Annotated in this window: 23 protein-coding genes and 1 pseudogene; 16 read left to right on the forward strand and 8 right to left on the reverse strand. The window is 56.1% G+C overall.

The window, feature by feature from the left end:
- Window positions 1–115: 115 nt before the first annotated feature.
- Window positions 116–1,000 (reverse strand): glycosyltransferase, encoded by an 885-nt coding sequence (locus AC6I6L_RS15545; RefSeq protein WP_497918678.1) that lies wholly within the window; start codon window positions 998–1,000, stop codon window positions 116–118.
- Window positions 1,001–1,246: 246 nt separating this feature from the next.
- Here AC6I6L_RS15545 and AC6I6L_RS15550 point away from each other — a divergent pair, with 246 nt between their 5' ends.
- The 7 genes and pseudogenes from AC6I6L_RS15550 (at window position 1,247) to AC6I6L_RS15580 (ending at window position 8,589) form a co-directional block, all read left to right on the forward strand.
- Window positions 1,247–2,419 (forward strand): glycosyltransferase family 4 protein, encoded by a 1,173-nt coding sequence (locus AC6I6L_RS15550; protein ID WP_497918679.1) that lies wholly within the window; start codon window positions 1,247–1,249, stop codon window positions 2,417–2,419.
- Window positions 2,420–2,446: 27 nt separating this feature from the next.
- Complete coding sequence (locus AC6I6L_RS15555; protein WP_497918680.1) at window positions 2,447–3,472, forward strand: hypothetical protein; 1,026 nt, start codon at window positions 2,447–2,449, stop codon at window positions 3,470–3,472.
- 88 nt (window positions 3,473–3,560) lie between these two features.
- Complete coding sequence (locus AC6I6L_RS15560; protein ID WP_497918681.1) at window positions 3,561–5,093, forward strand: alkaline phosphatase family protein; 1,533 nt, start codon at window positions 3,561–3,563, stop codon at window positions 5,091–5,093.
- Between the two features lie 77 nt (window positions 5,094–5,170).
- Window positions 5,171–6,268, forward strand: a complete 1,098-nt coding sequence (locus AC6I6L_RS15565) for a hypothetical protein (protein WP_497918682.1) — start codon at window positions 5,171–5,173, stop codon at window positions 6,266–6,268.
- Window positions 6,268–6,810: pseudogene (locus tag AC6I6L_RS15570) on the forward strand (glycosyltransferase); the annotation flags it as partial. The gene AC6I6L_RS15565 and the pseudogene AC6I6L_RS15570, both read left to right, overlap by 1 nt.
- A 54-nt stretch (window positions 6,811–6,864) precedes the next feature.
- On the forward strand, window positions 6,865–7,422 hold the full coding sequence (locus AC6I6L_RS15575) for a glycosyltransferase (protein WP_497918977.1): 558 nt from the start codon (window positions 6,865–6,867) through the stop codon (window positions 7,420–7,422).
- 114 nt (window positions 7,423–7,536) lie between these two features.
- Complete coding sequence (locus tag AC6I6L_RS15580) at window positions 7,537–8,589, forward strand: glycosyltransferase (RefSeq protein WP_497918683.1); 1,053 nt, start codon at window positions 7,537–7,539, stop codon at window positions 8,587–8,589.
- On the opposite strand, the gene AC6I6L_RS15585 is transcribed toward AC6I6L_RS15580, so the two are convergent.
- Window positions 8,586–9,107: a methyltransferase domain-containing protein gene (locus AC6I6L_RS15585; protein WP_497918684.1), complete on the reverse strand. Its 522-nt coding sequence runs from the start codon at window positions 9,105–9,107 to the stop codon at window positions 8,586–8,588. The genes AC6I6L_RS15580 and AC6I6L_RS15585 overlap by 4 nt on opposite strands.
- A gap of 219 nt (window positions 9,108–9,326) precedes the next feature.
- Here AC6I6L_RS15585 and AC6I6L_RS15590 point away from each other — a divergent pair, with 219 nt between their 5' ends.
- The 7 genes from AC6I6L_RS15590 (at window position 9,327) to AC6I6L_RS15620 (ending at window position 15,995) form a co-directional block, all read left to right on the forward strand.
- The gene (locus tag AC6I6L_RS15590; RefSeq protein WP_497918685.1) at window positions 9,327–10,676 is read left to right on the forward strand and encodes a sulfatase family protein; all 1,350 of its coding nucleotides are present in this window, start codon (window positions 9,327–9,329) and stop codon (window positions 10,674–10,676) included.
- A 23-nt stretch (window positions 10,677–10,699) separates the two neighbouring features.
- Window positions 10,700–11,719 carry a nucleotidyltransferase family protein gene (locus tag AC6I6L_RS15595; protein WP_497918686.1) on the forward strand — a complete coding sequence of 340 codons (1,020 nt, stop codon included), beginning with the start codon at window positions 10,700–10,702 and terminating at the stop codon, window positions 11,717–11,719.
- Window positions 11,719–12,597, forward strand: coding sequence for a dTMP kinase (locus AC6I6L_RS15600; protein ID WP_497918687.1), 879 nt, complete (start codon window positions 11,719–11,721; stop codon window positions 12,595–12,597). Before AC6I6L_RS15595 ends, AC6I6L_RS15600 begins: the two co-directional genes overlap by 1 nt.
- A 1-nt stretch (window position 12,598) precedes the next feature.
- Entirely contained in the window at window positions 12,599–14,017 is a 1,419-nt protein-coding gene (locus AC6I6L_RS15605) for an oligosaccharide flippase family protein (RefSeq protein WP_497918688.1), read from the forward strand.
- Between the two features lie 198 nt (window positions 14,018–14,215).
- The gene (locus AC6I6L_RS15610; RefSeq protein WP_497918689.1) at window positions 14,216–14,422 is read left to right on the forward strand and encodes a hypothetical protein; all 207 of its coding nucleotides are present in this window, start codon (window positions 14,216–14,218) and stop codon (window positions 14,420–14,422) included.
- 184 nt (window positions 14,423–14,606) lie between these two features.
- Complete coding sequence (locus tag AC6I6L_RS15615; protein ID WP_497918690.1) at window positions 14,607–14,921, forward strand: sulfatase-like hydrolase/transferase; 315 nt, start codon at window positions 14,607–14,609, stop codon at window positions 14,919–14,921.
- Window positions 14,922–15,170: 249 nt separating this feature from the next.
- Window positions 15,171–15,995, forward strand: a complete 825-nt coding sequence (locus tag AC6I6L_RS15620; protein WP_497918691.1) for a hypothetical protein — start codon at window positions 15,171–15,173, stop codon at window positions 15,993–15,995.
- Here the strand turns inward: AC6I6L_RS15620 and AC6I6L_RS15625 are convergent.
- The 6 genes from AC6I6L_RS15625 to AC6I6L_RS15650 form a co-directional block, all read right to left on the reverse strand.
- Complete coding sequence (locus AC6I6L_RS15625; RefSeq protein ID WP_497918692.1) at window positions 15,983–16,498, reverse strand: metal-dependent hydrolase; 516 nt, start codon at window positions 16,496–16,498, stop codon at window positions 15,983–15,985. The genes AC6I6L_RS15620 and AC6I6L_RS15625 overlap by 13 nt on opposite strands.
- The gene (locus AC6I6L_RS15630) at window positions 16,485–16,964 is read right to left on the reverse strand and encodes an OB-like fold-containing membrane protein (protein WP_497918693.1); all 480 of its coding nucleotides are present in this window, start codon (window positions 16,962–16,964) and stop codon (window positions 16,485–16,487) included. The genes AC6I6L_RS15625 and AC6I6L_RS15630 overlap by 14 nt, the downstream gene beginning before the upstream one ends.
- A gap of 3 nt (window positions 16,965–16,967) precedes the next feature.
- Window positions 16,968–17,549: a glycosyltransferase family 2 protein gene (locus tag AC6I6L_RS15635; protein ID WP_497918694.1), complete on the reverse strand. Its 582-nt coding sequence runs from the start codon at window positions 17,547–17,549 to the stop codon at window positions 16,968–16,970.
- A gap of 13 nt (window positions 17,550–17,562) precedes the next feature.
- Window positions 17,563–18,657, reverse strand: a complete 1,095-nt coding sequence (locus AC6I6L_RS15640; RefSeq protein WP_497918695.1) for a glycosyltransferase family 4 protein — start codon at window positions 18,655–18,657, stop codon at window positions 17,563–17,565.
- 783 nt (window positions 18,658–19,440) lie between these two features.
- Window positions 19,441–20,364 (reverse strand): NAD-dependent epimerase/dehydratase family protein, encoded by a 924-nt coding sequence (locus tag AC6I6L_RS15645; protein WP_497918696.1) that lies wholly within the window; start codon window positions 20,362–20,364, stop codon window positions 19,441–19,443.
- 515 nt (window positions 20,365–20,879) lie between these two features.
- Window positions 20,880–21,086, reverse strand: a complete 207-nt coding sequence (locus tag AC6I6L_RS15650; protein WP_497918697.1) for an HVO_A0556 family zinc finger protein — start codon at window positions 21,084–21,086, stop codon at window positions 20,880–20,882.
- Window positions 21,087–21,152: 66 nt separating this feature from the next.
- Between AC6I6L_RS15650 and aglF the strand changes: the two genes are divergently transcribed.
- Both aglF and AC6I6L_RS15660 read left to right on the forward strand, forming a co-directional pair.
- Window positions 21,153–21,890 carry a UTP--glucose-1-phosphate uridylyltransferase AglF gene (aglF, locus tag AC6I6L_RS15655; RefSeq protein WP_497918698.1) on the forward strand — a complete coding sequence of 246 codons (738 nt, stop codon included), beginning with the start codon at window positions 21,153–21,155 and terminating at the stop codon, window positions 21,888–21,890.
- 822 nt (window positions 21,891–22,712) lie between these two features.
- A complete protein-coding gene (locus tag AC6I6L_RS15660; RefSeq protein WP_497918699.1) occupies window positions 22,713–24,092 on the forward strand; it encodes a Cdc6/Cdc18 family protein in 1,380 nt (459 codons plus the stop codon).
- The last annotated feature ends 53 nt before the right edge of the window (window positions 24,093–24,145 follow it).

Consider the following 24,145-nt stretch of genomic DNA (forward strand, 5'->3'; position numbering starts at 1 on the left):
TACTCGTGGTTTCTTGATATCCACGGCCCGAACCGGTCCGGTATTTTCGACTGTCTCTTGACGGAGAACGATCGCGGTCGATCTGGTTACAGAGTGGGGATCCAGTGTGCTACCCTCAACTCGCCAAACGACCGTAGAGGTATCCGAGACCAACTGCGGCCGTCAGTAAGAATAGGATCAGTATCTCTCCGAGATGTGCTAGAGATGGACTCTTCAGCCGGCGCGGAATGCTATCGGTGACCAAATCCGCCAAGAACGACGATTCGTTTGACATACTCTCGGTGAGCGCTGCTTTGGAATACCCCTGCCAGAACGATCGACGGAACAGATACGGGAGCAAAAGTTGTCCGGAGTCGACCTTGTGCTGGACGACGGCCTTGGGGGTATACCAGAATTCGCCGTCGATCCGTTCACAGAGTTCGGCTTCCTCACCTTGGAGCGGGTTCGTTTGATTCTTGCCGAGATCTTCTCGGAACGCACCGGCGTCGAAGAACGCGTCTCGACGGAAAGAGATGTTACAGCCGAACGTATTTCGGACAGGTTGCGGTTCCATCGTCTCGACGAAGTTGTCGTGCATGACTCCGACGAGCCAGTAGAACTCGGAGGGAAGGTACCACGGTTCGTCACCCGGCCAGAGCGGAACGACATGCCCTCCGACGCCAACCGGATCGTGGGTTTCGTAGATCGTCATCAGTTCTGAAATCCAATCGGAATCCGTGACGATGTCGTCGTCGGTAAACACGACTACGTCACCGGTTGCGGCCCTGGCACCCGCGTTTCGAGCAGCGCTTAATCCGTCGTCGTCGTCAAGTGCAACAATTCGCGTCTCGGGGGTAGCCCCATATTGATCCTCGATCGCTTCAAAAAGGATCGGCGCACCCGAAACGACAATGATGAACTCCATTTCGTAGTGGCCCTGGGAGAGGATACTATCGGCAGCGTCGCTGAATTGCTCGAATCGTGTTCCATCATGGACGTTGACCACGACCGATGCTTTCATTTCGTCACCAGATCGCTGTGCCGGGTATTTAACGATTCCTTTGACTGACTACGCTCCGTCGAAGCGGGGGATCGTCGGATTTCCCAAAAGGAGAGCGGTATGGACCACTCTACAATGGCCGTTGAATTAGCGCAGTGTATTGTGACAGAAGTAAATACGAGATACTACTACGTTTGAATATGCTGCGCGTCTGAAGGGGATATAACGACGGATTTATTTCCCCTGCTATTTGATTTTATCGGTAGTGTGAAAATCTGTACTGTCGCTCCTGGATTCAATCAGCACGGCGGGGTTCCGTATGTCGCCCGTAATCTCGTTGCTCAATTATTTGATCGAGGCATCGACTGTGCAGTAGTTACTGATCATGAACAGGAATCTGACGTAAAACCTGAACTTCCTGATGAGGTGGAGATCTATACAGTTCCGAAATCTAGTGCACTCTTCCCACTAGACATCACTGCCTTCGCGCTTCGGACGACACCAGTGCTCGAAAGCCTCCACCGTCGCCACGATTTTGATGCGATCCACGTTCACGGGAACTACATAATGCTTCCGATCCTCGCGAGGCAGTTGGGACTCATCGATGCGCCGCTGATTGAAACCGCCCACGGGACGTACCTTAACGAGATTCGAGCGTTTTCTAACTATCCCTCGTTCTCACGAAAGTGGAAGTACTGCACCGGCGTTTATTTAGATCACCTGATTCAAAAGTACGGCTCGCAGTTCGCCGATCACGTTCACACGGTTGCCGACCGATCGAAACCGGAACTCGAGGAGATGGGTATCGACGGCGGCAAGATAACGGCGATTCCAAACGGGGTTAATCTGGAGGAGTTTGACGAAGAAACTGTCGAGCGTACCATCCGAACGGAGTACGAGCTAGAAGGCGCCGATATCGTGCTATCCGTCGGAAGTATGGTTCCTCGAAAGGGGATACACACGTTAATCGATGCCGTTCCCGCTATCCGATCCCGAAATCCGAACGCGCATCTCGTCCATGTGGGCGGGCACAGTCACAGCGGATACGCAGAGTACATCTACAACCGCCTCTCGGAGCACGGCGTCGAAGATGCGGTCACACTGACAGGAACAGTTTCCCGGGAGGAGTTACTGGGATGGTACTCGACCTGTGACGTCGCGGTATCGGCTAGTTTCTCTGAAGGATGTCCGATTAACGTTTTGGAGGCGGGCGCCAGTTCGTGTACGGTCGTTGCAACCGACGTGGCCGGTGCACCCGAGATATTGGGTGAACACGGGATCTACGTCGAACCGGGGAACGAGCAGAGTATTGCTGCTGGCGTTTTGAAAGGACTCGAACGCGACACAGGCACCGAAATCCGCTCGCGAATCGAAGAACAGTTCACGTGGGATCGGATTGCGAGCGAGATTTACGACGAGTTCCTGGAGTGGGTGGAGTAACGACGTATCACGTTCCGTTGAACTACTATGATCGACACATACGGTATTCACGACTTCCTCACGATTCAAACCAACGTTTCACTTCCCGTCCCCAAATACTTCGCCGGGGAAACGGCCAGCGGTGATCCGGAACTGCTGATTCAGGAGATGACAGCGTTCGACTTCGATCCCCCGTCGTACGCCCGTCGACTTGCGAGTCATTTTTACTGGTTTGACGAAGGGACGTTGACGGTTACGTACCCGAAGACACCGACTGGTAAGCCGGTTGCTGTCCAGATTTCCGATATCGGTCAGGGGAAGACAGTGGTTCGGTATACGCCCGCGTTTCGGAAAATGGTCGACTTCGGCGGGTTGTTCGAAGGGCTGTTGACGGTGAAACTTCTCGACGCAGGCGTCGCGCTAATTCACGCTGGTGGCCTCGTTCGGGGCGACGAGGCGACGCTGTTAGCCTCCATGGGACGGATGGGGAAAACATCGACCATCTTATCAGTTCTATCGGCGAACGAGGACGTCGAATTCATGGGGGACAACGTGGTACTGATCGATTCCGACGGGAGAGCGTACGCGTGGCCTGCCACCCTCGGTATCTTTCCAGGAACGGCCGTCACCGATCGGCAGCTATCGATCACGAAGCGACTTCGGGTTCGGGGCAAACGAGCGATCGCGAAGTCGGATCTGCTCAGCGCCCTCCTGTTGCACAAATTCTCGATCGATCTTTCCGAGAGTATCGACCCGCACGATGTCGCGACGATCAAACGCGATGCCCGGGTCGACCGTGTGTACGTACTCAACGGCGGGCGCCCGCAACCCGGCAGTCAAAACCTGTCTGCGGCAGCGGCTGCCGCCAAAGTAGCGACCGGCACCGACATCGAACTTGATCCGCAGAGTTACTACCTCTCACTGTACGCCTTTGCAGGGGACGTGCCAGCAGCGCATCTAGACCGGATTAAACATCGCCGAGCGGCGCTACTAGAGCGTTCATTTTCTACTACCGGGCTAACGGAGCTCTTTTCTACGGACGTATCCGGATATACGGAGCAGATAGAGATATGACGAACAGATGTATTTTCGAAACATGCATAAATAGGGGCTGGCCTTCTTCACGAGAAAGGCTGGATTCGAAGATCCGACAACACTCACTATGAAAACGCTCGTAATTGGTCTCGACGCTGCGACATACGATGTCCTCGGTGATCTGCTCGACGCAGGTCGGCTTCCGAATCTCTCACGGTTAATTAACGAGGGGGTATCGGGAACGCTTCGGTCGACGATTCCACCAGCGACCTACCCCGCCTGGAAGTGCTACTCGACGGGACAACATCCGACGAAGCTCGAGTTTCACAGTTTTCTCGACTTCGATCAAGGCGAGTTAGAGCCAGCATCTACTGACGCGCCGGAAATTTGGGATTATCTCTCGGTACAGGGTGAGACGGCGGTCATGATAAACATGCCCACCACGTATCCTGCGAAACCTCTCAACGGGATCATGACGTCGGGATACGTCGTGTCCGGAGACGACTGGGCCTATCCCAAGGAGTTGAAGGGCGTTCTCGAGTCGGAGTTCGATTACGAGCCGTTGGTGGATTTCCCGGTCCACACCGAACTTCTCGCCGAGGATACTGAACAACAGCGGTCGGAGATACGCCGACTGATGCAGAGTCGGTTCAACCTGGCATCGTTTGCTGTAGAACAGTTGGATCCAGACTTTCTCCAGCTGACGATGTATTATACCGACACGTACCAGCACTTCTTCTGGGAGGAACGGGAGATTCTCCACGAGATGTGGGAGTACGTCGACGGCCAGATCGGTGACCTCCTCAACCAGGTCGACGAGCCGAACGTGTTCGTCGTTTCGGATCACGGGTTTCACGAACTCGAGTCTGGAATTTTCTACATGAACCAGTGGCTACAGGAGAACGGCTATCTGAATTTCGACGAAATCGAGAAAACGGGCGTTATGCGGTCGCTCGGTCTCACATCGAGCGGTCTTCGAAACGCGCTCGATCGCGTTAATTTGCTCGGAGTTGCACGTAAAGTCGTCCCCGAGTCACTTCGACGGCAAGTGCCGAACCCCCGCGGAGAGGTGGGCGTAGACCAGTATCTCGAGAAGATCAACTGGGACGACAGTACGGCGTTCTTTTACGGAGGGATTTTCCTCAATGCCGAGAACCTCGGTTCGAGATACGAGGATGTTCGCGACGAACTCGCCGAGGAACTCGTACGGATAACCTCCCCGGTAACGGGCGAGCGGATATTCGAGACGGTTTGTCCGCCGGAAGAGGTGTACGAAACTCCACATTCGCCGAAAGACAATCACAAGATCCCAGACCTGCTCTTATTGACGAAAGATAATGCGTTCGCGAGTCCGGGTATTTCGGGGTCGCTGTGGAATACGGAAGACCTCGCGGGACGCTGGAGCGTTCACGCTCGTGACGGCATATTCATCGCTCACGGCCCCAATATTCGGAGCGGCGAGTCGACCGATCTCGAGATATTCGACGTTGCACCGACGATACTCCACAGTATGGGACACGCAGTTGCTGAAGAGATAGACGGACGGGTTGCCGACGAAATATTCGAACCCAGAAGTGACCCTGCGTTGCGCGACGTCGAAGTACAGTCCGAAGCCGAACGAATTCAACTGGCGATCTGGTCCGCCCAAGAGGAACTATGAGTCACCGAATAGCGAGCAATACCGTCCGTTCGTCGAGATCCAAGTACGATTACGAATTTATCGATTATCCCCGAGACGTGCCCTGGGAAGCGTACGAGGAAGCCCGGCAAACGTTCATCGACCGGATCGCGGGCGAAGAAGGGATCATTTCTGTATACGAATCGGGGCGCCCCTCCACGAGAGGCATCTCGGATATCGATCTAATAGTCGTCGTCGAAGACGAGATCGATGACATCGATCGGGTTCGCGCCGCGATCGAAAGCGCAAAAACCGACGAGTACTATTTTTTCCACGGACCGGAAGTCCTGACGCGCGACGTGTTTCGTACGTATCACAGCGTGTTGCCTCAGCCGAAAGAACTGCATCATTTGTACGGCGAACAGTTGGACCACGAGGGTGCTCGAACGGAATATACCGCATTCGTGTACCTCGTCGATTCGGTGAATGCGACCTACCCCCGTGAGTTCTTGGAATTTCTGTACTTACCGAGCGTAACCCGCTCTCACGAGTTGCGAATTATCAGTCAAGATCTGCTCAGCTTGGTGGTCCCGCAGCCGATCACTCGTCAGATAACGCTCCGCCTTGACGTCCGGCTCGCGATCCATCGGCTCAATTCGTTCCGAAACGACGTCAATATGTATTTAGAGCAGTACGGAGACGGGAACGAAACCCTGGAACAGTTCGACCGAGCGATAACTGACCTTCGGCAAGGGTGGTTCGAGAACCCGAATCAGGAAGAAACGCTTCTGGAACGCCTGGAGGACTCGGTCACGGCCGCTTTCATCCTCGCCGGTGAACTAGCTGAAACCCTTTCCTCGATCGGCGTTCGCGTCGAAGCGCCGGACAGAGAGCTACGGACGGCCGACATCTACTCCGACGTATACACTGCTGACTGGTCGCGGACGACGGGTGAGCGGACATCGATACGGAATTTCGCCGAAAAGGGGGTCCCCTCCTGCCTCCTCCCCCAGATCGTGACGGTAAATCAGCGGATCAGGAGCGGTGATTTCACCGTGACGACGCCGGACGATTACCGGCAGACGGTCGACTACCGGAACGAAGTGTCGGCTAAACGGGAAGCGAGCATGGAATCGTACAAGTACCACCCGCTTCGTTCGCAGTACCTCTCGGTCGTTCGGACGCTGAATAAAGCGAAAATTCGATTGGTTTGCTAATGAGTTCGCAGTTCGCTCCAGAGCGAGTTTGTTACCTGGGATACGGATTGCACCCCCCGTGGGACGAAGGAACTCGCGTTCTAACGCGAGATCTTCTTCGGGCGGTTCGAGACTATTCGAACGTCACGCCGATCGGCCTGTCTACGATCGACCGCGGGGAGGAGCCGGCGACAGAACTGTCCACCGACTACGTTCGAGAATCCTTCGTCGGCCGAGCGGCCGCCAGAGCGGGTTTGTATCGGTACAATACGGACGTTCCGATGATGTTGCGACTCGGTGTCGAACTACGGAAAAAGATTCGTTCGGGTGAGTGTGACCTCGTTCACGCTGGGTTCGCAAGCCATTCGATATACTCTGCGATAGCGGGGCCGTCGGTCCCGTTCGTCGCGCACGTTTTCGGGGGACTGGAACATCGGAAACTGTTACGACTCCTCCGAACGCAGCGGCGGATCGACGCGTACGTTACGTCCTCGAAAAGCGGTCAAAAGGAGCTTATCGAGTTCGGGATTCCCGACAGGAAACTGTACTACGTCCCGCCGATAGTGGAGACCGAAACCCGAACTGACACTGACGGACGGGAACGATACGATCTCCCGATGGACGACTTCGTGGTGGGATACATCGGTAACGTCAATCAGTACAGATTCCCGTTCGAATTTGCGAAGCGATTAGATCAGTTTGCATCGGATTCCGGAACGAGCGCGGTGGTCTTCACGAAGAAAATAGAGGACGAGGACATCCGAGCGCTACCGAACTTGGATGTCGTTGTCAGGTCGCTCTCGACGGAGGAAAAACAGCTAGCGCTGGCCGCTGCCGACGCGTGGGTGTTCCCCTTCGTGTTCCCGAGTACGGAGGAGGCGCCGATAATCGATCCGCCACTTACGGTTCTGGAAGCGATGAGCGCCGGAAAACCGGTCGTCGCGTCGTCGACGTTGAGCCTTCCCGAGATTATCACGGATGGTGAAAACGGTTTCCTCCGGTCTGGCGGCAATTTCGAGTCGTTTTTCCGAGCGCTCGAAACGCTTCGTAACGAGCGGCGCAACGCCTCCGGCGTCGGAACGAATGCGCGACAGTACGTCCGCGACAATTTCTCTAGCCAACAGGTCGCGAACGTACTCTGTGACGTTTACGGAGACGTGATGTCTGATGTGTGACACCGCGTGTAGAGACGGAAGCACTTCGAACAGAGCGTACGGTTCCGTAATTGTGTTCGATGGGTCGAATGCTGGCTGCGCAGCGGCGAGCATAGTTGTTTCAGGTGACAGAGTATGACCGAACCAACCCTCGCCGTGTTGCACGACGAATTTCAGAGCGTCGGTGGCGCGGAAGAAGTAGCCGTCCAGATGGCAAAAACACTGGATTGCGAAATTTACACGAGTAAGAAAGAAACGACGCACTACGATGACGAAGTTACGATACATGAACTCGGTGCACCCTCGATCGGGAATCCGATCGTGGACGAGATGTTATCCGGAATTCCGTTTTATCGACTGGATCTGCCGGATGTGGACGTAATCATCAGTACTGGTGACCGTTCGAAACTCTATGTTCCGACCGCCGAGCAGCGGGTTATCAATTACACCCATACGCCGACCAGATGGGTATACGATCTTCGAGAGACGATCGCCGGGGAGTTAGGAGTCCCGAAAGGATACGCGCTGCGGTTCCTCGCTACGATTTGGGATCGAATTCTCCGGAGATCGCTACGGAACGTCGATACCTTGCTGTGTAACTCTCCGGTCATCAAACAGCGGATCCGAACGTACTGGAACACCGACGCCGAAGTCCTCTACCCGCCGATCGATACGTCGGAGTTTCACCACGCTGAAGACAACGGGTACTTCCTCTGGATCAATCGGTTACTCCCGCGTAAACGACCCGAAGTCGTATTCGATGCGTTCGAATCACTCGACGAGACGTTGGTCGTCGTTGGCGACGGACTCTCGAAGTACGAAGAGCGCGCTCAGGCGCAGGAGAACATCGACTACCGAGGCCGCGTTTCCGACGAGGAGAAGATTGAACTACTGAGCCACTGCACTGCGACGGTTTACGTCCCGATGGAGGAGGACTTTGGCATCGTCCCTATCGAGTCGTTCGCCTCTGGTAAACCAGTGATCGGGGTATGCGAAGGGTTTACCCAATATCAGATCGAAGTGGAGAAAAACGGGCTGTTCGCCGAGCCAACTACGGATGGACTCGAAGAAGAGATTCGGAAGTGTCGATCGATCAGTTGGAACGAGAAGGAAATTCGAGAGTGCAGCAACAAATACGATCTCACGAATTTTGAACGGTCTTTGTTGCAGTACGTCGACGAGATCTAACTTTTTTCGACTGTGAACCGGAGCTCGCCCGAAAACCAAGGCGTGCTGCTGAGCCAATCTCCCGGGTACCTTCTCGCGAGTAGTCTGAATATGGGCGTGAACACGCCTATTATCGGAAGATCAATATTTGCTTTGATCTCCCTCGATGTCAATCTCAGCGGAAAATCGAAGTAGTAGTCGCGTTCGTGATCCCCCTCGAATAGAAATTCGAGTGTGCTCCACGTGAAGAACTGTTTGTGGGTCGGATCGGTGAACATTTGCCTTCCGACGGGGACTCGGATTTCCGCCTGCCCACCACGTTTCAGTATTCGAGAAATCTCATTGAAGGTTTCTTCTAAATCACTTAAGTGTTCGACGACGTGATATGCAATGACTCGATCGGCGATCTCATCGGCAAAGGGCCACGGGGGGCGGTCTAGATCGCAAACAATATCCACTTCGTCTAATGGCGCTATATCGACCCTGATATCCGACTCGGGATGTGGGACCGTTCCGCAGCCGAGTTCAACGACGGTCATATGGACAGTTATTGATAACACTCTCATGAATCCTTCGTTGAACGCTTGAACGGGAGAGGACTGTCCAGTATACCGGCTATATTTGAAAGTTCTAGTCGATTATCTGTTGTGTTTCTAGAAATAGGCCTCTTGCGAACTATTCATTAACACTCGCTCGAATACATGCGGAGAGTCTGAATACGAATGGTTTATTCTCACGATCGAATCACTAGACGACGAATGCACCCTGATGGGCCGAATGTTCTCGTTGTCGTCGTTGACGCACTCCGGGCGGACTACGCGAACCGAAAGGTTGCCCCGACGATCTCGTCGCTCGCGGAATCGGGCGTCTACTGTTCCCGAGCCTTTTCTACGATCAATACGACCGATCCGTCGCTAACCTCGATCTACACGGGCAGCTATCCTCGATCGAACGGGTTCGTAAACCACGGGTCGGGCGTAACTCCTGACGAGCGTCGATCGATCGAACGGACCCCGTTTCTTCAGGAAGTGCTCGGAGAGCGTGGATACGAAACGATCGCGATCGACTGGATGGAACGCTGGCACGAGAACGGTTACGACGAGTACACCGGTGAACTCGTCGAACGAGAGACGAGCGCGGACGGTGAATCGGACAGGAGACGGATCGGTGCGACAGTTACCGAGAGTCTTCGTGAGCGTATTCCTCCGGGCCTCTACGCTGCTATTAGAGGTGTAAAACACCGGGTCAGCCCGCCGACGGTGGAGCAACTCGGATGGCTCCCGGACTCGGCAGCGGACGTCACGTCCGCGGCTGTCAATCGGATCGACAACTCCAGTCGTCCGTTTTACCTGTTTGCACACTACTGGGACGCCCACGCGCCGTACGAAGTCCCCGAAGAGTACACGACCAAGTTCGGTGATCTCGACGATCCGACTGCACGATACGCCGGCGGTGTCGCCTACATCGACGCTCAACTCGGCCGGCTCCTCAACGAACTTGAGGGTCGGGGGATCCGCGACAAGACGCTCGTCGTCGTGATGGGTGATCACGGCGAGAGCCTCGGCGAACACGGCATCTATTACGACCATCACGGCCTGTACGACCAGACGATTCACGTTCCGATCGTCCTCTCCCACCCTGACGTTCCGAGCGCAGACCTCGATTCGTTCGTCCAGCACGTCGATCTCGCTCCGACGATCCTCGATCTCATCGGGTACGACGTTCCTGCAAGTATGGACGGCCAGTCGCTTCTGCCTGTCCTCAACGGGGACGCCGAGACGCGATCGGCGATCGTCGCCGAGGAAGCGCAAACCCAGCGTAAGATCTGCATTCGGACCGACCGCTACAAGTACATCAAACATATCGGGGACGACCACGTTTGTCGTGGGTGTCACGTCGTCCACGGGGGCGAGGAAGAACTGTATGATCTCGAGGCGGACCCGGACGAGACGAGGAACATCGTGGACGAGCGGCCGGAGACTGTTGAAACGCTCCGAACGGAGTTAGAGGAGTGGATGAAGCAACACAGTAGCGAACGAGCGAGCATCAAGCGGGCCGTCGGCTCACTCGTCGCAAGCGACTCTGGTAAAGATGCGATTAATTTATAATCGGACCACGGCACGGCGTTACTATGAAGGCCGAGCCAGCAACGAGACGGAACGCCCTCTCTCCGACGTCGGAGGCCGTTGCAGCCGCCGTTGATCCTCGCTTTCCATCCTCACCTTCGACTTCCTTGGAAGGTCTTCCTCAAGCCCTTCGGGCGAACAAGTTCTCTCACGAACTGGCTGTCAAGGTAGGTGTCGACGAAACTGGTCTCGAAGATGAAGATCATCGGGAACACCGTCATGCTCGCGAGAACCGACTCGAACGGGTAACCGCCGCATTCAACAAAGAGGGGGTCTCGTATGCTTCAATCAAGAATCTCCGCGGACCGAACGTCTTGATGAGCGATATCGATCTGTTGATACCCGATCCGGCACAGCAGGCGAAAGCCGCACGCGTGCTCACCGAGCGCGGCTACGATTTTTATCGATTCCGCCTGCTTGCTCACCCTCGCAAAATGATGGCCAAGCAGTCCGAAGGGGATCCCAGACCGGTTGACATCTACCCTGATGCTATCTGGATCCGCAAACGGGTGTGCGACCCAGAAACGGTCGTCAACCGTGCAGCGGCCCACAGAGAACGGAGACCTGCTCCAGAGGACGACCTGTATCTGGTCGCGACCCACGCGTTTTCACACTTTTCAGTCACATTCGCCGAGATGTTCCACGGTGTTCGTCTGCTGGAAGACGAGCAAATCGACTGGGAGTATCTGATCGAGACGGCGACGACCTATGGCTGTGCGGACGCGCTCTATGTCTATCTCCGGCTGGTCGATTCATATCTGGCGGCGACGAGGCGGGAGCGGGTTCCCGATCGGGTCTTCGAGAGGCTCGGGAGCGCGTGGCCGTGTAAACTGATCGACCGGTGGTGGCGTAGGCAGTCGACATTCAACTATCCAGTGGAGATTCCAGTACATCTGGCTGGCGTCGTCTCTTCGTTTTATCACACGCCGCTAATTGCCCGTCACTCGTCTCTCAGGGAAACGTTCAAAGACGCACAGTCGCATTACCTCGCGACTGCATCGCAACTTTTGCTGGGTGAAGCGTGATGAGCCGCACTCGAGACGTCAGTATCGCCCTTGGGCTGCTTGCCATCGGGGTCGCTCCCGTTCTCGCGGGGACGATAGTTAATTCCCTACTCGTCATAGCCTTTGGCACAATCGCCATCGTCGCCGTTCTCCCGATCAGTTACAAGCTAATTCGGTATCCGTCGACGCGGAAGGCGACGCTCGGCGAGGTCATGTACACGTTACGAGGGGCGCGCGGGTCTCGGCTCCAAGGCTCACGCGGGATGCTGGTCTGTTTTACCGGCATCGACGGGTCCGGAAAGACAACACAGGCGAACCGGCTCGTTGAGGAGTTCGAAGACCGCAACGTTCCGGCAACACATATCTGGGCCCGCTGGCGTCCGTTTTTTTCCTACCCACTTATGGGCGTTCTTTATCTCACTCTCGGCTGGCGCCGGAAGGATTATCACAAGAGTACTATTCTTCAACGAATCTGGGGCTATCTTCTCGTAGTCGATCATAGCCTTTTCTATCTCAGGTATATCTATCCTCGCTTGCTCAGGGGTCAGGTCGTGTGTATCGATCGCTACGTCGTCGATCAGCTCGTCGAAATGCGCTACGATGGACTCTACAACGATCGGGCAGCCCGATTGCTTGTCCGGTTGCTTCCGACACCGTCGGAGACGTTCTTGATGGACGTTCCAGTCGAGGTGGCCCTGTCACGAAAGGACGATACCCAGGAGATGCTCGATCGGCTGCAGCTCGAGGTGGATGTGGAAACGTATCTCCGGGACCGACGGGAACTGTTCCAGGAGAACGCTACCAAGATCGACTTGACGACGGTCGACACGACGCGTCCGATCGAGGAAACCCATCCCGAAATCACCGACCGCGTCTTCGAATCGTACTTTGAGTTCTAATATGGCACGTCTTTCTCGCGCGTCGACACTCCAGTTCGGGATCGAACTGTTCCAGACGCTCTTGGGATTCATCGCGATCGTCTACTTTGCACGACGTCTCGGGTCGGGGACCCTCGGACAGTACTTTCTCGCGCTGGCTGTCGTCAATTGGCTATTGATTCCGTCATCGGGCATCCGAAGCACGATGCATAAACGGGTAAGCGAGGACAGCGATCAGGACCAGTTCTTTACCGCAGGGTTAATCGCTCAGTTCGTCTTTCTGACCGTTATCATCGGAGGTCTCGTTCTCTTCAGAGGTCCTGTTAACGACTATCTCGGATTCGAAGGCGTCGCACTGGTCGGCGCACTGACCGTCGTCAAAGCATTCGCGACATTCCAGCAAGCGGCACTCCGCGCCGAGCACCGGGTCGAACTCGCGGCGATCGTCAGCGGCGCATGGGAGACATTCCGTATCCTCCTGCAACTGGCGCTCGTTATCGGCGGATTCGGCTTGCTGGGGCTACTCATCGGCGAGATCGCGGCGGGTGCACTGATCGGCGTCGTCCTGACGGTGATACTCTCGTTACGGCTCGCTCGTCCTGCACGTCATCATTTCCGATCGCTCTACGAGTACGGCAAGTACGCGTGGTTGAGTACAATTAAACCTTTCGCGTACTCTTGGGTCGACGTTCTTGTCCTCGGCTTTTTCGTTACGAGTTCCGTCATTGGGGTCTACGAGGTTGCGTGGCGGATCAGCGCCGCGTTCATTCTGCTCCCGTCGGCGATGGGTAAGGTCGTATTCCCATACCTGAGCCGTCAAGCTTCAGAAGGAGATACTGAACAGATCCGGAATACGTTACGAACCGCAACGACCTTCGCAGGCTTGTTCGCTATTCCAGGAATGGTCGGTACGTTCGTAATCGGGATGGACGTGCTCCGTATCTACGGGCCCGAATTCGCTACCGGGATGTTGCTACTAATAGTGCTGACGTTCGGTCGCCTAGGTCAATGCTACGAGACGTTCCTGATACAATCACTCAACGCCATTGATCGACCCGACGTCACCTTCCGCATTTCGGCGCTGTTCATCACGTTGAATCTGGCGCTGAACGTCGTCCTCGTCTGGCAGATGGGTGCGATTGGAGCGGCACTTGCGACGGCGGCGACCATGCTCCTTAGCACGGCGCTTGCCGCGCGAGCTCTAAACGACACTGTCGGGTTTACAGTGGACTGGAGCACGCTCGGCGTGCAAGTGGTGAGTGCGGTCGTCATGGGCCTCGTCGTGTTCTGGGCCCGCGAACAGATCGCACCAGTCACCGAAATCGAAACGGTAATGTTGGTGGCCCTGGGCGCCGCAGTATACTTCGCCGGGATCTTTGCAGGTGCCGACGAGGCGCGGTCACAGCTTCGACACGTCGTCAACCAGTCATTGAACCGTTGAGACAGAACTGCCCCAACGTCCACGAACGAGCGTTATTTCAGCACCTGTCATATTGGTACTGGCGATGACCGATTCCGAAGTGGGCGATCACTCGATACTGTTCGTCACGGTCGACTGCCTCCGGGCTGACCACACCGGTTGTTACGGATACGACCGTCCGAGGACCCGAACGTCGACGAACTCGCACGAGACGCGACGATGTTCGAGTACAGTTACGCGAACTGTCCACAGACGCAGTGGGCGATGCAGTCTCTCCATACCGGTGTCTGTGCCCACGCCATCGGCGGACTCGGTATTCCCGACGAACGAGGCATCGCGCTCGCCGATCGGTTCAGTGCGGGAGGGTACGCGACCGGAGACTTCGCCAACGACGGGTTCGTGTCTTGGGAATATCATTATCACTAAAGTAATGTTTTAACAAGTGCAAGAACGTCTCCGATTTTACCCGATCGAAACCGTTCCTGAAGCGTCTCGGCGATCGTGTCGATAGATTCACTGAAAGTAAGGTCCTACGGTATGTCTACACGCCATTCGTCGAATCCATTTGATCGGCCGAGGAAACGGTGACCACGATGACTATCGTGAACTGGTGACGGGTCGCTACGTGGTGGACGCGGCGATCGACTGGATTGAGGCCCTACGGGAGGCCGACGGACCGTTCTTCGCATGGACCCACCTGGTGGACGCGCACACCCCCTACTCCCGGTGGGACAGACACCGGGAGGAACTGCGCGGTGACACCGACATCGAACATGTCGTTCGTCCACACGGCCTGATCACGATGGGCGAATCTCCTCCGGGAGCGGTGATCGACGCCCACGATGGTGGAATTCAGAGCGCCGACGAACAGATTGATCGCGTGCTCGACGTCATCTCCGACGACACCGCGGTCGCTCTCACGTAAGATCACGGCGAGTCCTTCGGCCGGTACGCCGGATTCCACGGCGGGAAGGTTTACAGTCCGTTCACACAGGTTCCAATTGTCTTCCGTGTCCCGTGGATAGCACTAGACCGTTTAACGAGTATCCCGTCCAGCACCTCGACATTACGCCGATGCTTCTTGAGATGGCAGGGATCAACGCCCCCATCAGCACTGTCTGGCGATTCCGTATGTCAGAGCGACTGAGAGCACGATTTTCCGGTTTACTTCTGTGTGACCGACGACGAGAGAGACGACGTGGTCGGCATCACCAGCGGAGAGTGGAAGTACGTCGAGCCGAAATACTGTGAACGAGAGCTCTATCACCATACCCACATGGGTGCGGAGGAGACTGAAGTCGGCGACGATTACCCCGACATTCATGATCGTCTGATGACTGCCTTGACTGACGGCGAAAACTGTATTGAACAGCGAGAACTGCTAGACGTGGCTCCGACGATCTATTCTCTGCACGATGTCGACCCGGCCGAACGCTTCCTCAGAGAGCACCTGCTCGAGGGTGACGAGCGAGAGGTCATCTCACTCGGCACACAGATTCGTCGCGACGAGGGTGTCGTCTCCGGCCGCTGGAACCGATGGAAGTACGTTTACACCGGAGGTGAGGACCTGCTGTTCGATCTGAATGTCAATTCTAGAGAGCGGGTCTCGGTTGCCGACAAACACCCCGACATCATCGTGTGGTTTGAGCGATCGGGAATCGATCGCTTATTCGGAACGGATGATGGCGAACTCCGGAGGGCGACCGGGATCGACTCGAGGCCCTCGGATATCTCGAACTCGAAGACTGAACGTACGAATATCGACTGTTTTATCCGTCTGTTCACGTACCGTCAATCGATGGCAACAGTCACGATCCCGGACGGCGTCTACGCCCGTGTTGAACAGCGTGTCGAGGAAAGTGAGTTCGAGTCCGCAGACGAGTACACGACGTTCGTTCTCAAGGAAGTCCTCGACCAGCTTGAAGGCGATCGAACTGAGGATGCTGGCGACCGCAACGAGGTACTCGACAAGCTTCGGGACCTTGGCTATCTGGAGTAATGGGTCGTTCTAGTCCGGTTGCCGATAATGTACCACGCAACCAGTGCGAGTACTGTCGCTCCGATCGTCGGCCACACGTCGGAACTCACGTATAGACCCGGGGACGGTGGACGATACGTCGACAGCGGCCAGAACAGCGGGTACGGGGCGAGACCGCTCGCGGTCTTCAGGAGTGCATCGAGCAGGAGATGGGATAGTGCTCCTGCAGTAAGTACCAAGAGGCTCTTAGACTGGGCCCGCGGAACGAGGACGACCACCACGATACCGATGGTAATTGCGACGCCGACCGCCGTATGAAGCGCTGTCCAGCCGAGCGATCCCCCGATCACCGATACGATTGACGAGTCGTCGATAAAGAGCGTGACCTTGGTGAGATCGGGAAGTATTGCTCCGACCATTCCCATCGTCACGTACGGTCGAGTGATCCACGACCACCTTACCGAAGCGATGCGGAAAACGGCGTACACTAACAGGGCGTGAGTCAACAGGTCAGGCACTGTCATCACCGGGGCTGAATCCCCATCGCTCGGATTCGAAGCGCCAATCGCGAAGGAACCGACCGAGTACCCAGAGGCCAGCTAGAAGTGAGATTCCGTACGCGTACCAGTGGGCTCGCTCAGACCGAACGACGATACCCTGTGCTTCGATGTGGTGGTCCTCCCTGACTTCACCGTGCACTTCGATGTACTGCCCCTCGACGACGTCCGTGTCAGGGTCAAGAGACCGTATCGTGAGAATGAACGGGCCATCACTGGAATCGTACCGGATTCGGACCGGGTCGGTCTCAACGACCTGTCCGTACACGACGGCCTCGTCGCCCACGTACGAGTCGTATTCGTCCACGAGATTGGACGTTTCAGGGTGGGGACTTCCGTCGGACGGTAATGCCCCGAACCAGACGACGAGTCCGCCCTGTGCGATGATTAGGGCGAGGAGCACCAGCAGCCGGATTCGTGCGGCTTCGAGCATCGATCATGTCACCACGAATCGAATTCTCCTCGCAACAATTCGCCCCGCGACGGGAGCGAAAATACGCGGATGTCGTCGGGTGAGATAGCTGAGCCACTCGAGATGTCCCCGCGAGTGCATGGATTCACCAGTATCAATATCATAATGCGGAACCGCCTCCCTTTCCAGCCGATGTACCGCTCCACCGGCTTTCTCTACGCGGATCGCAAAATCGGTGTCTCCCCCGTGGTGGCGCGACTCGTCGAAGCCGCCGATGGTTTCCCACAACGAGACGTGGAATATCATGAGCCGTCCGATCACCCACCGTAACGGCGGGAAATCGCCAAGCCCAGCGAGTGTTCGATCGTCTATATTGTCGATCGTCTCACCGACTGTCGCCGTCGGAAAATCGATATCGTCGTCGCAGATGACGATCCACTCGTTCGACGCTGCACTGACGCCGGCGTTCCTGGCCACATTCAGTCCCTCGTCCCGCCGGACGATCACTTCGGCCGATTCGGGAGTCGTCCGGATAGTGGTTATGTCGTCCCGAATCGTCGGCACGATAATCGATACGTTTTTGAATATGGATTCTTCCTCGGACATCGTTTTGAGTTGCCTATATTCCCGATTCAGTCCGGGTATCGGTCGGTCTGGACTGTTCGATAGGCCGCTGGTACACATCAACCACTCGATCGGTTACGTCCTCCCACGTTGGAAGGGAGGCGTTGACATTATGGTCGTTGATCTCTAAACACTCCCGGACAGCGTCGGCGACCGTTGTTGGATCGATCTCGGAAACACCGATACAACCGTGACAACGAATCCAGTCCCGTAATGCGCCGGCCTCCCGGACCACACATGGTGTTCCAGCAGTCAACGCCTCACCGACGGTCAGACCGTACGCCTCGAATTCGGAGAGGGTCACGAACGCCTCTGCGCCTGCGTACAACCCGGGGAGCCGACTATCGTCAACGTACCCGAGAAACTTGACCCGGTGGGTAACGCCCGTGTTGCGTGTGACTCGTTCCAGTTCCTTCCTGTATGGGCCTTTTCCAGCGACGCGGAGATCGAATCCAGGGAGCTCCGGAAGCGCACGGATCACGTGCTGGATGCCTTTATACTCCGCTAACCGACCGACACACAACAGATAGGGGCGACCGCGAGTTCCCGGATCACGATCAGAAAATCGTTCAATGTCTATACCGTTCGGTACCACGGCCGGTTCGATACCAAAATCAGAGTGCAAGCGGTCGCGTTCCCAGTCGCTCACGGCGACGACTGCATCTGCACTGCGAAGACTCCAACCGCCGAGTGGTCCGTAGAGAGAGAAAAGGGGACCCCGAACGCTGCTGGCGCTTTGACCATGATAATGTGGTGTCACGACGAAGCGCTCGTCGGTGACTCCGACCGCGGCGCAGAAAAGTGGGAGAGAGTGATAGTTGTGGCCGTGAACGATGTCCACATCAGCGCGACGGACGGCGAGTGCAAGTTGTGGTGCAACGTGCAATGCGTTCCCGGGTGATAGCGAACGGAATCGACAAATACGAACGCCGTCTTCCGTCCCTCGCGATGGAACGTCTCGGTCTGCATCGGCGGAGAAGACGGTTACTTCGTGACCACGAGTTACTATTCGTGTGGCAAGTTCCTGAACGTGGGTTTCGATACCACCCTCGTGTGGCGGATACCGATGCGTCACGAACAGTATCTTCATACTCTTACACCACCGCGTTCTCGTCCCATTGGACTCGCACTATCACAGTTCTGCAAAGCTCTTACGATTCCGCTTAGTTTCTTTACCCCTCGAATGTTTCACATTATTCATATACTGTCTGCAAAACTTAAGACTGGTTTCCACCCAATCGACTTCTACAGAATTGAAAGTTCATAATAAAGGGGGATTTGTGTTACAGTTTCCTAAAATCATAGGGACTAGAACGGTGTCAAGCCAATCGTACACCGTTTGTCCGGAAAAACCAGGCAACTCTTCAATCTCTGCCAGTGAATTTCCCTGTCCATACGGCAGAGTACTCATGAGACGTTTGACAGCCTTCGCATCCATCTCCTTACACAGTTGCTGCGCAACTGGTCCTAATCGACACCATCCAACTTGCCGCCCCACTCCATCATGGGGCCTTTTTACTCGTCTAGAAGAAATGAGTTAGTTTGCTGAGGACTATGAGAAATTCGGAGAAGAGTTAGTCGTATTTCTCGACTGAGCAGGCTACTTCTACGCAAAAGATGCCTGGGAGCATGTGAGTGGCGAGCACGAGACCGAAACTGTCGTGAATCGGTGAGCGCGTCATCTGCCAAGAATCCATGCCTGCGTATTTTTCTCGGCCTTCCGTCACCAGTCGAGATGAACCATTCGAGTGTTCTGCGGTCTTCATCAGAGAGTTCGACAACGTGCTTCTTCGCTCCCATTCATAGAGATAGGGTCCCAGAGTGCTTAGCCCAGCAGGTCAAGGGTTGAAGCTACATAGTCGCCCGCCGAACCCTACCCGTCAGTGTACGGCTCACACACACGCCGAATACCCTCTTTGAAGTCGATTCTGGGTTCCCAGCCAATTTCCCGGTGAATCTTCGTCAAATCCGCACAGGTATCATGAACGTACACCGACTCAGGAATCGGGTTCTCGATGTACTCGGGCTCTACATTGGTCCCAAGTACCTCGTTGATTAAATCGACGACCGTATTGAAATCGTAAGGATCCCCCGTGCCTAAATTGTAGATGCCAGTGAGCTCGTGGTCGGCGGCCAGTTCGAGGCCCCGGACAACATCAGACACATGTGTGAAATCGCGCGTCTGTGTCCCGTCGCCGTAGAGCTTTGGCGATCGACCGTGTGCAATATCGTCTGCAAACTGCGCAATCACGTTAGCGTACTCTCCTTTGTGCCCCTCGGCTCCCTCGTACCCTTGATAGACCGAAAAGAAACGAAGACCGGCCATGGCCATACCGTAGTGGTTCCCAAAGTACTCACCATACCGTTCGCGGGCGAGTTTGGAGGCCTCGTAGCCGGTGTTGACTTCGACGTTCATCGACTCGGGAGAAGGTTCGGTCCGGTCCCCGTAGATCGACGACGTTGACGCGTAGACGACGGTGTCACAACCGTCCTGTCGTGCCTGCTCGACGACATTTACGAACCCCTCTACGTTCACGCGGGCACCATGCTGAGGATTGTCTTCGTGCATCGCATACGAAGAAAGTGCCGCAAGATGAAACACCACATCCACGTCAGTTGGGAGGTCGTCCTCCAAAACACTCCGTTCGACGAATTCTACCTCGTCTTCGAGGTTCGTCGGGGTACCCAGGTAGCAGTCGTCGATCGCGATCACGTCGTTGTCCGTCGCGAGGTAGTTTGCGAGATTCGAGCCGATGAATCCCGCACCGCCCGTTACGAGGACGCACTGATCCTGCATACTGGGACCCTTTCAGCAATCGAATAAAAAGGGTTCGAGATCAGTTCGGAGGTCCTTTTGACTCGCTACGAATCTCGGTTTCGTCGAACTGTCCGCAGGGATTGCCATCGTTTGGGTCCTTCCGAGTAGCGAGGTGGAAGACAAGATTGAGGCCCGACTGACGACCGTACTTACTGCGCTCCGATCGGTCAGTTCCATATCGACGACCGCTGTATTGTCTGGAACTCTCCCCTTGTGACGGTTCGAAAAGTCGTCGCCGTCGACGATTTTGTTACCGTCAGTAAGGAAATGCTCGATAACTGTGATCCAATAAGTTCCACACCACCGTGGTTAGAGTACGGCGATCCGTTAGACCCATACAGCCCGATTGTCCGTCGCTGAAGAAGCTCTTCCGGTTGTATTGGCCCCAAGAAGACGCGCCGGGCTAGATAAGTTCGGTGTAGGGTCTGGACAGTTCACTTCGGCGATCTCAGTCGGAATCTGTTACCGAAATCTGTTCGGGGGAGTCCTCTAACTCAATCAACGTCCCAGAACTGCACTGCCGGAGTACCACACTTGGTGCAGACGACGGCTTCGTTCCCCTTATATCGGTCTCGAACGAGTGATCCACTATCACAGAAGGAACAATCAGTATTTTCTAGTTGGAGGAGATGGGTGCCGTTCGCGGAAGTCAACAATGGATCGGTGGAAGTACTCATCTGATTCAGTGATTGTGTATACATTACAAATATTTTCTGGCTGTGAAAATCACCGGCAAATCAATGTATCTTTCCTCGGTCATTAGACGTGTGCAAGGAGTCGTCCTGGCCGCGGGCAAAGGAACCCGCCTCCGGCCGCTCACCGATGACAAACCGAAGGTCCTCGTCGAAGTCGACGGCAAACCCCTGATCGAGGACGTTTTCGACAACCTACTAGAAATCGACACGACCGAGCTCATCGTCGTCGTCGGCTACCAGAAAGAACAGATCATCGAACGCTACGGCGACGAATACGAAGGCGTCCCGATCACCTACGCCCACCAGCGCGAACAACTCGGACTCGCCCACGCGATCCTCCAGGCCGAACCCCACGTCGACGACGACTTCGTCCTCATGCTCGGGGACAACATCTTCCGCGGGAACCTCGGCGACGTGATCAACAGACAGCAGGAAGATCGCGCCGACGCTGCCTTCCTCGTCGAGGAGGTTCCGATGGAGGAGGCCTCCCGGTACGGCGTCCTCGACACCAACGAGTACGGCGAGATCGTCGAAGTCATGGAGAAACCGGACGACCCACCGTCGAACCTCGTTATGACCGGCTTCTACACGTTCACGCCCGCGATCTTCCACGCCTGCCATCTCGTCCAGCCTTCCGATCGCGGCGAGTACGAACTCCCCGACGCGATCGATCTGCTCATCCAGTCAGGACGAACGATCGACGCGATTCGGATGGACGGCTGGCGGATCGACGTTGGCTATCCGGAAGATCGCGAGGCTGCAGCGGAGCGAATCCAGAACGAAGCTGAGCCACCAGCGCCGACCGAGTGAGTTCGCACACTGTTTTCGACCGGCGGGAATCGCGTTCCCAGTGAGTGTTTCGATCGGGATCGATCCGAACTGGCCCACAGATCGGACTAATACGACCACCCCCACACCGGATTTCAGATGATTTTGCGTCCATGAGGGTGGGTACCTGTAGAATGCAGTGGAACGATTTCGGGCGGAAAACGGACTGCAAGGGCGGGTTCGGCACGATCTGGGACAGATTCGGTTCGGGGAGACACCCTGACGCGTAAATATATCTGTTACTGTCACGGCAATGTATTACTACGTACTAGTATGACAAGCTAGTAGTAGTGAGTGATCCCGAAGCGTATCGATCGGACAATTCTATCGACAGCGATCGAGCGCAGAGAAAACGGGGCGGAACACTCGGCGAAACCATCCAACGCAAACCACCGACAGCTCCCTCTGGTAACTCCAACTGGACGATCGATTTGAGCGACGCCGACGCCCGACGGAACCAGAACCCCGCTCCCAGCGACCTCGATCGCAACACGCCCCTCTGACCGTACCCAAATTCATCTGAAATCCGGTGTGGGTGTGGAACGTATCCGCCACCCCCATGTGATATTCGATCGCAAATTCATCTGAAACCTGGTGTAGCCGATCGGCTTCGTCGGTCCGTTTCCCCACCAGATCATTTGAAATCCGGTGTTCGCTCCCGCGGCGACACTGCCCACAGGTATTTGACCCATCGCTGACCGCTTCCTGGCGAAAATAGCCGCCGAAGACGGCTCTGAATCCCACTTCGGGAGAGACAGTCTCGGAACGAAAAGAACTAAGACGAATTCATTTGAAATTCGGTGTATGTCTCTCCGAACGGAGGAGGTCCAGTCGCTCGGCGAGTACGCGGCCGAGCACGGGGCCGTCGCTCACTCTCGCTCCAAGTCTCGCGACGATCCGCTGTCGGTTCTCGACGAGGAAGATCGAATCTTCGCGAACGAGGATCTGCTCCGCATCGATCACGTCCCCGACCAGAACAAGATCGTCGGCCGGAACAACCAGATCGAAACCGTCGCCCGTCGCCTCAAACCCACGATCGCCGGCGGAACCGGCAAGGGAACGCTCCTGCTCGGCAAATCTGGGTCGGGCAAGACACTCGTCACCCGCTACGTCAGCCGGGAGGTCGTCGATCGAGGCGAGGAAAACGGGGTCCGGATCGGACGCGCAGTTATCGACTGTGCACAGCGCCGGTCGGAGGTCCAGACCGTGATTCACCTCGCGAAGAGTCTCAACGATCCCGACGAGACCGGAATCGCGATTCCACACTCCGGGATTTCGACGGGCGCGTACTACGACCGGCTCTGGGCGGTGATCGACGACCTCTACGACGCGATCATCGTCGTCCTTGACGAGATCGATCGGCTCGCGCCACCCGACGACGTCGAGAACGTCCCGCCGGAGGAAGCCGACGACAGCAAGCTCCTGATGCAACTCTCGCGGGCGGGCGAAGAGAACGACGTCGACGCGAGCATCACGGTGATCGGGATCAGTAACGACCTCAAGTACGGCGATCGACTGGACACCCGCGTCGAGAGTTCGTTCTCGCCGGACGAGATCGTGTTTCCGGCCTACGACGCGAACCAGCTGGGCGACATCCTGACCCGGCGGCGTGACGCCTATCGCGAGGACGTGCTCACCGACGACATCATTCCGCTCTGTTCTGCGTTCTCGGCACAGGAACACGGCGACGCGCGGCGCGCGATCGACCTCTTTCGACTCGCCGGCGAAGTGGCACGCGAAACCGACGCCAATCGAGTCCGCGAGGATCACGTCCGCGTAGCAAACGACGACGCGGAGGTCACCCGCATCCAGGATCTCATCCGCGGCTGTCCGACGCAGGCGAAGATCGCGATCGGCGCGCTGGCCACGATGGACGAGTTCTCGGAGCGATCGGCGTTCACGGCGACCGAACTGTATCGCGTCTATCGCGCGTTCGCCGAGTCGATCGACGCGAACGTCCTCGGCAAAAAGCGCATCACGGACCAGCTCCGCGAGTACGAGACCCTGAAGATCATCGACATGACCCGAACTAGCGATGGATACCGAGAGGGGACGTACCTGCGGCTGTCACTACTGGACGATTCGGGGCTTCTCCTGCAGACGATCGGGCTCGACGATCGCTGTGCGACGATTCCGATCGACTCGCGGATGCGCCAACACATCGCCGCAGTCCTCGACTTGTGAGTACCGTCACTTCGAGTCGCTGAATCCACACCGATCGAACCCAAAAATCACTA

The sequence above is a fragment of the Halosolutus sp. DAT137 genome, from assembly GCF_059736405.1.

Bases quoted from the DNA above. Each gene is read 5' to 3' on its own strand.
- AC6I6L_RS15545 (WP_497918678.1), bottom strand. From the start codon at position 1,000: ATGAAAGCATCGGTCGTGGTCAACGTCCATGATGGAACACGATTCGAG.
- AC6I6L_RS15555 (WP_497918680.1), top strand. From the start codon at position 2,447: ATGATCGACACATACGGTATTCACGACTTCCTCACGATTCAAACCAAC.
- AC6I6L_RS15560 (WP_497918681.1), top strand. From the start codon at position 3,561: ATGAAAACGCTCGTAATTGGTCTCGACGCTGCGACATACGATGTCCTC.
- AC6I6L_RS15575 (WP_497918977.1), top strand. From the start codon at position 6,865: ATGGACGACTTCGTGGTGGGATACATCGGTAACGTCAATCAGTACAGA.
- AC6I6L_RS15580 (WP_497918683.1), top strand. From the start codon at position 7,537: ATGACCGAACCAACCCTCGCCGTGTTGCACGACGAATTTCAGAGCGTC.
- AC6I6L_RS15585 (WP_497918684.1), bottom strand. From the start codon at position 9,107: ATGACCGTCGTTGAACTCGGCTGCGGAACGGTCCCACATCCCGAGTCG.
- AC6I6L_RS15590 (WP_497918685.1), top strand. From the start codon at position 9,327: ATGCACCCTGATGGGCCGAATGTTCTCGTTGTCGTCGTTGACGCACTC.
- AC6I6L_RS15595 (WP_497918686.1), top strand. From the start codon at position 10,700: ATGAAGGCCGAGCCAGCAACGAGACGGAACGCCCTCTCTCCGACGTCG.
- AC6I6L_RS15600 (WP_497918687.1), top strand. From the start codon at position 11,719: ATGAGCCGCACTCGAGACGTCAGTATCGCCCTTGGGCTGCTTGCCATC.
- AC6I6L_RS15605 (WP_497918688.1), top strand. From the start codon at position 12,599: ATGGCACGTCTTTCTCGCGCGTCGACACTCCAGTTCGGGATCGAACTG.
- AC6I6L_RS15610 (WP_497918689.1), top strand. From the start codon at position 14,216: ATGTTCGAGTACAGTTACGCGAACTGTCCACAGACGCAGTGGGCGATG.
- AC6I6L_RS15625 (WP_497918692.1), bottom strand. From the start codon at position 16,498: ATGACAGTGCCTGACCTGTTGACTCACGCCCTGTTAGTGTACGCCGTT.
- AC6I6L_RS15630 (WP_497918693.1), bottom strand. From the start codon at position 16,964: ATGCTCGAAGCCGCACGAATCCGGCTGCTGGTGCTCCTCGCCCTAATC.
- AC6I6L_RS15635 (WP_497918694.1), bottom strand. From the start codon at position 17,549: ATGTCCGAGGAAGAATCCATATTCAAAAACGTATCGATTATCGTGCCG.
- AC6I6L_RS15640 (WP_497918695.1), bottom strand. From the start codon at position 18,657: ATGAAGATACTGTTCGTGACGCATCGGTATCCGCCACACGAGGGTGGT.
- AC6I6L_RS15645 (WP_497918696.1), bottom strand. From the start codon at position 20,364: ATGCAGGATCAGTGCGTCCTCGTAACGGGCGGTGCGGGATTCATCGGC.
- AC6I6L_RS15650 (WP_497918697.1), bottom strand. From the start codon at position 21,086: ATGTATACACAATCACTGAATCAGATGAGTACTTCCACCGATCCATTG.
- AC6I6L_RS15660 (WP_497918699.1), top strand. From the start codon at position 22,713: ATGTCTCTCCGAACGGAGGAGGTCCAGTCGCTCGGCGAGTACGCGGCC.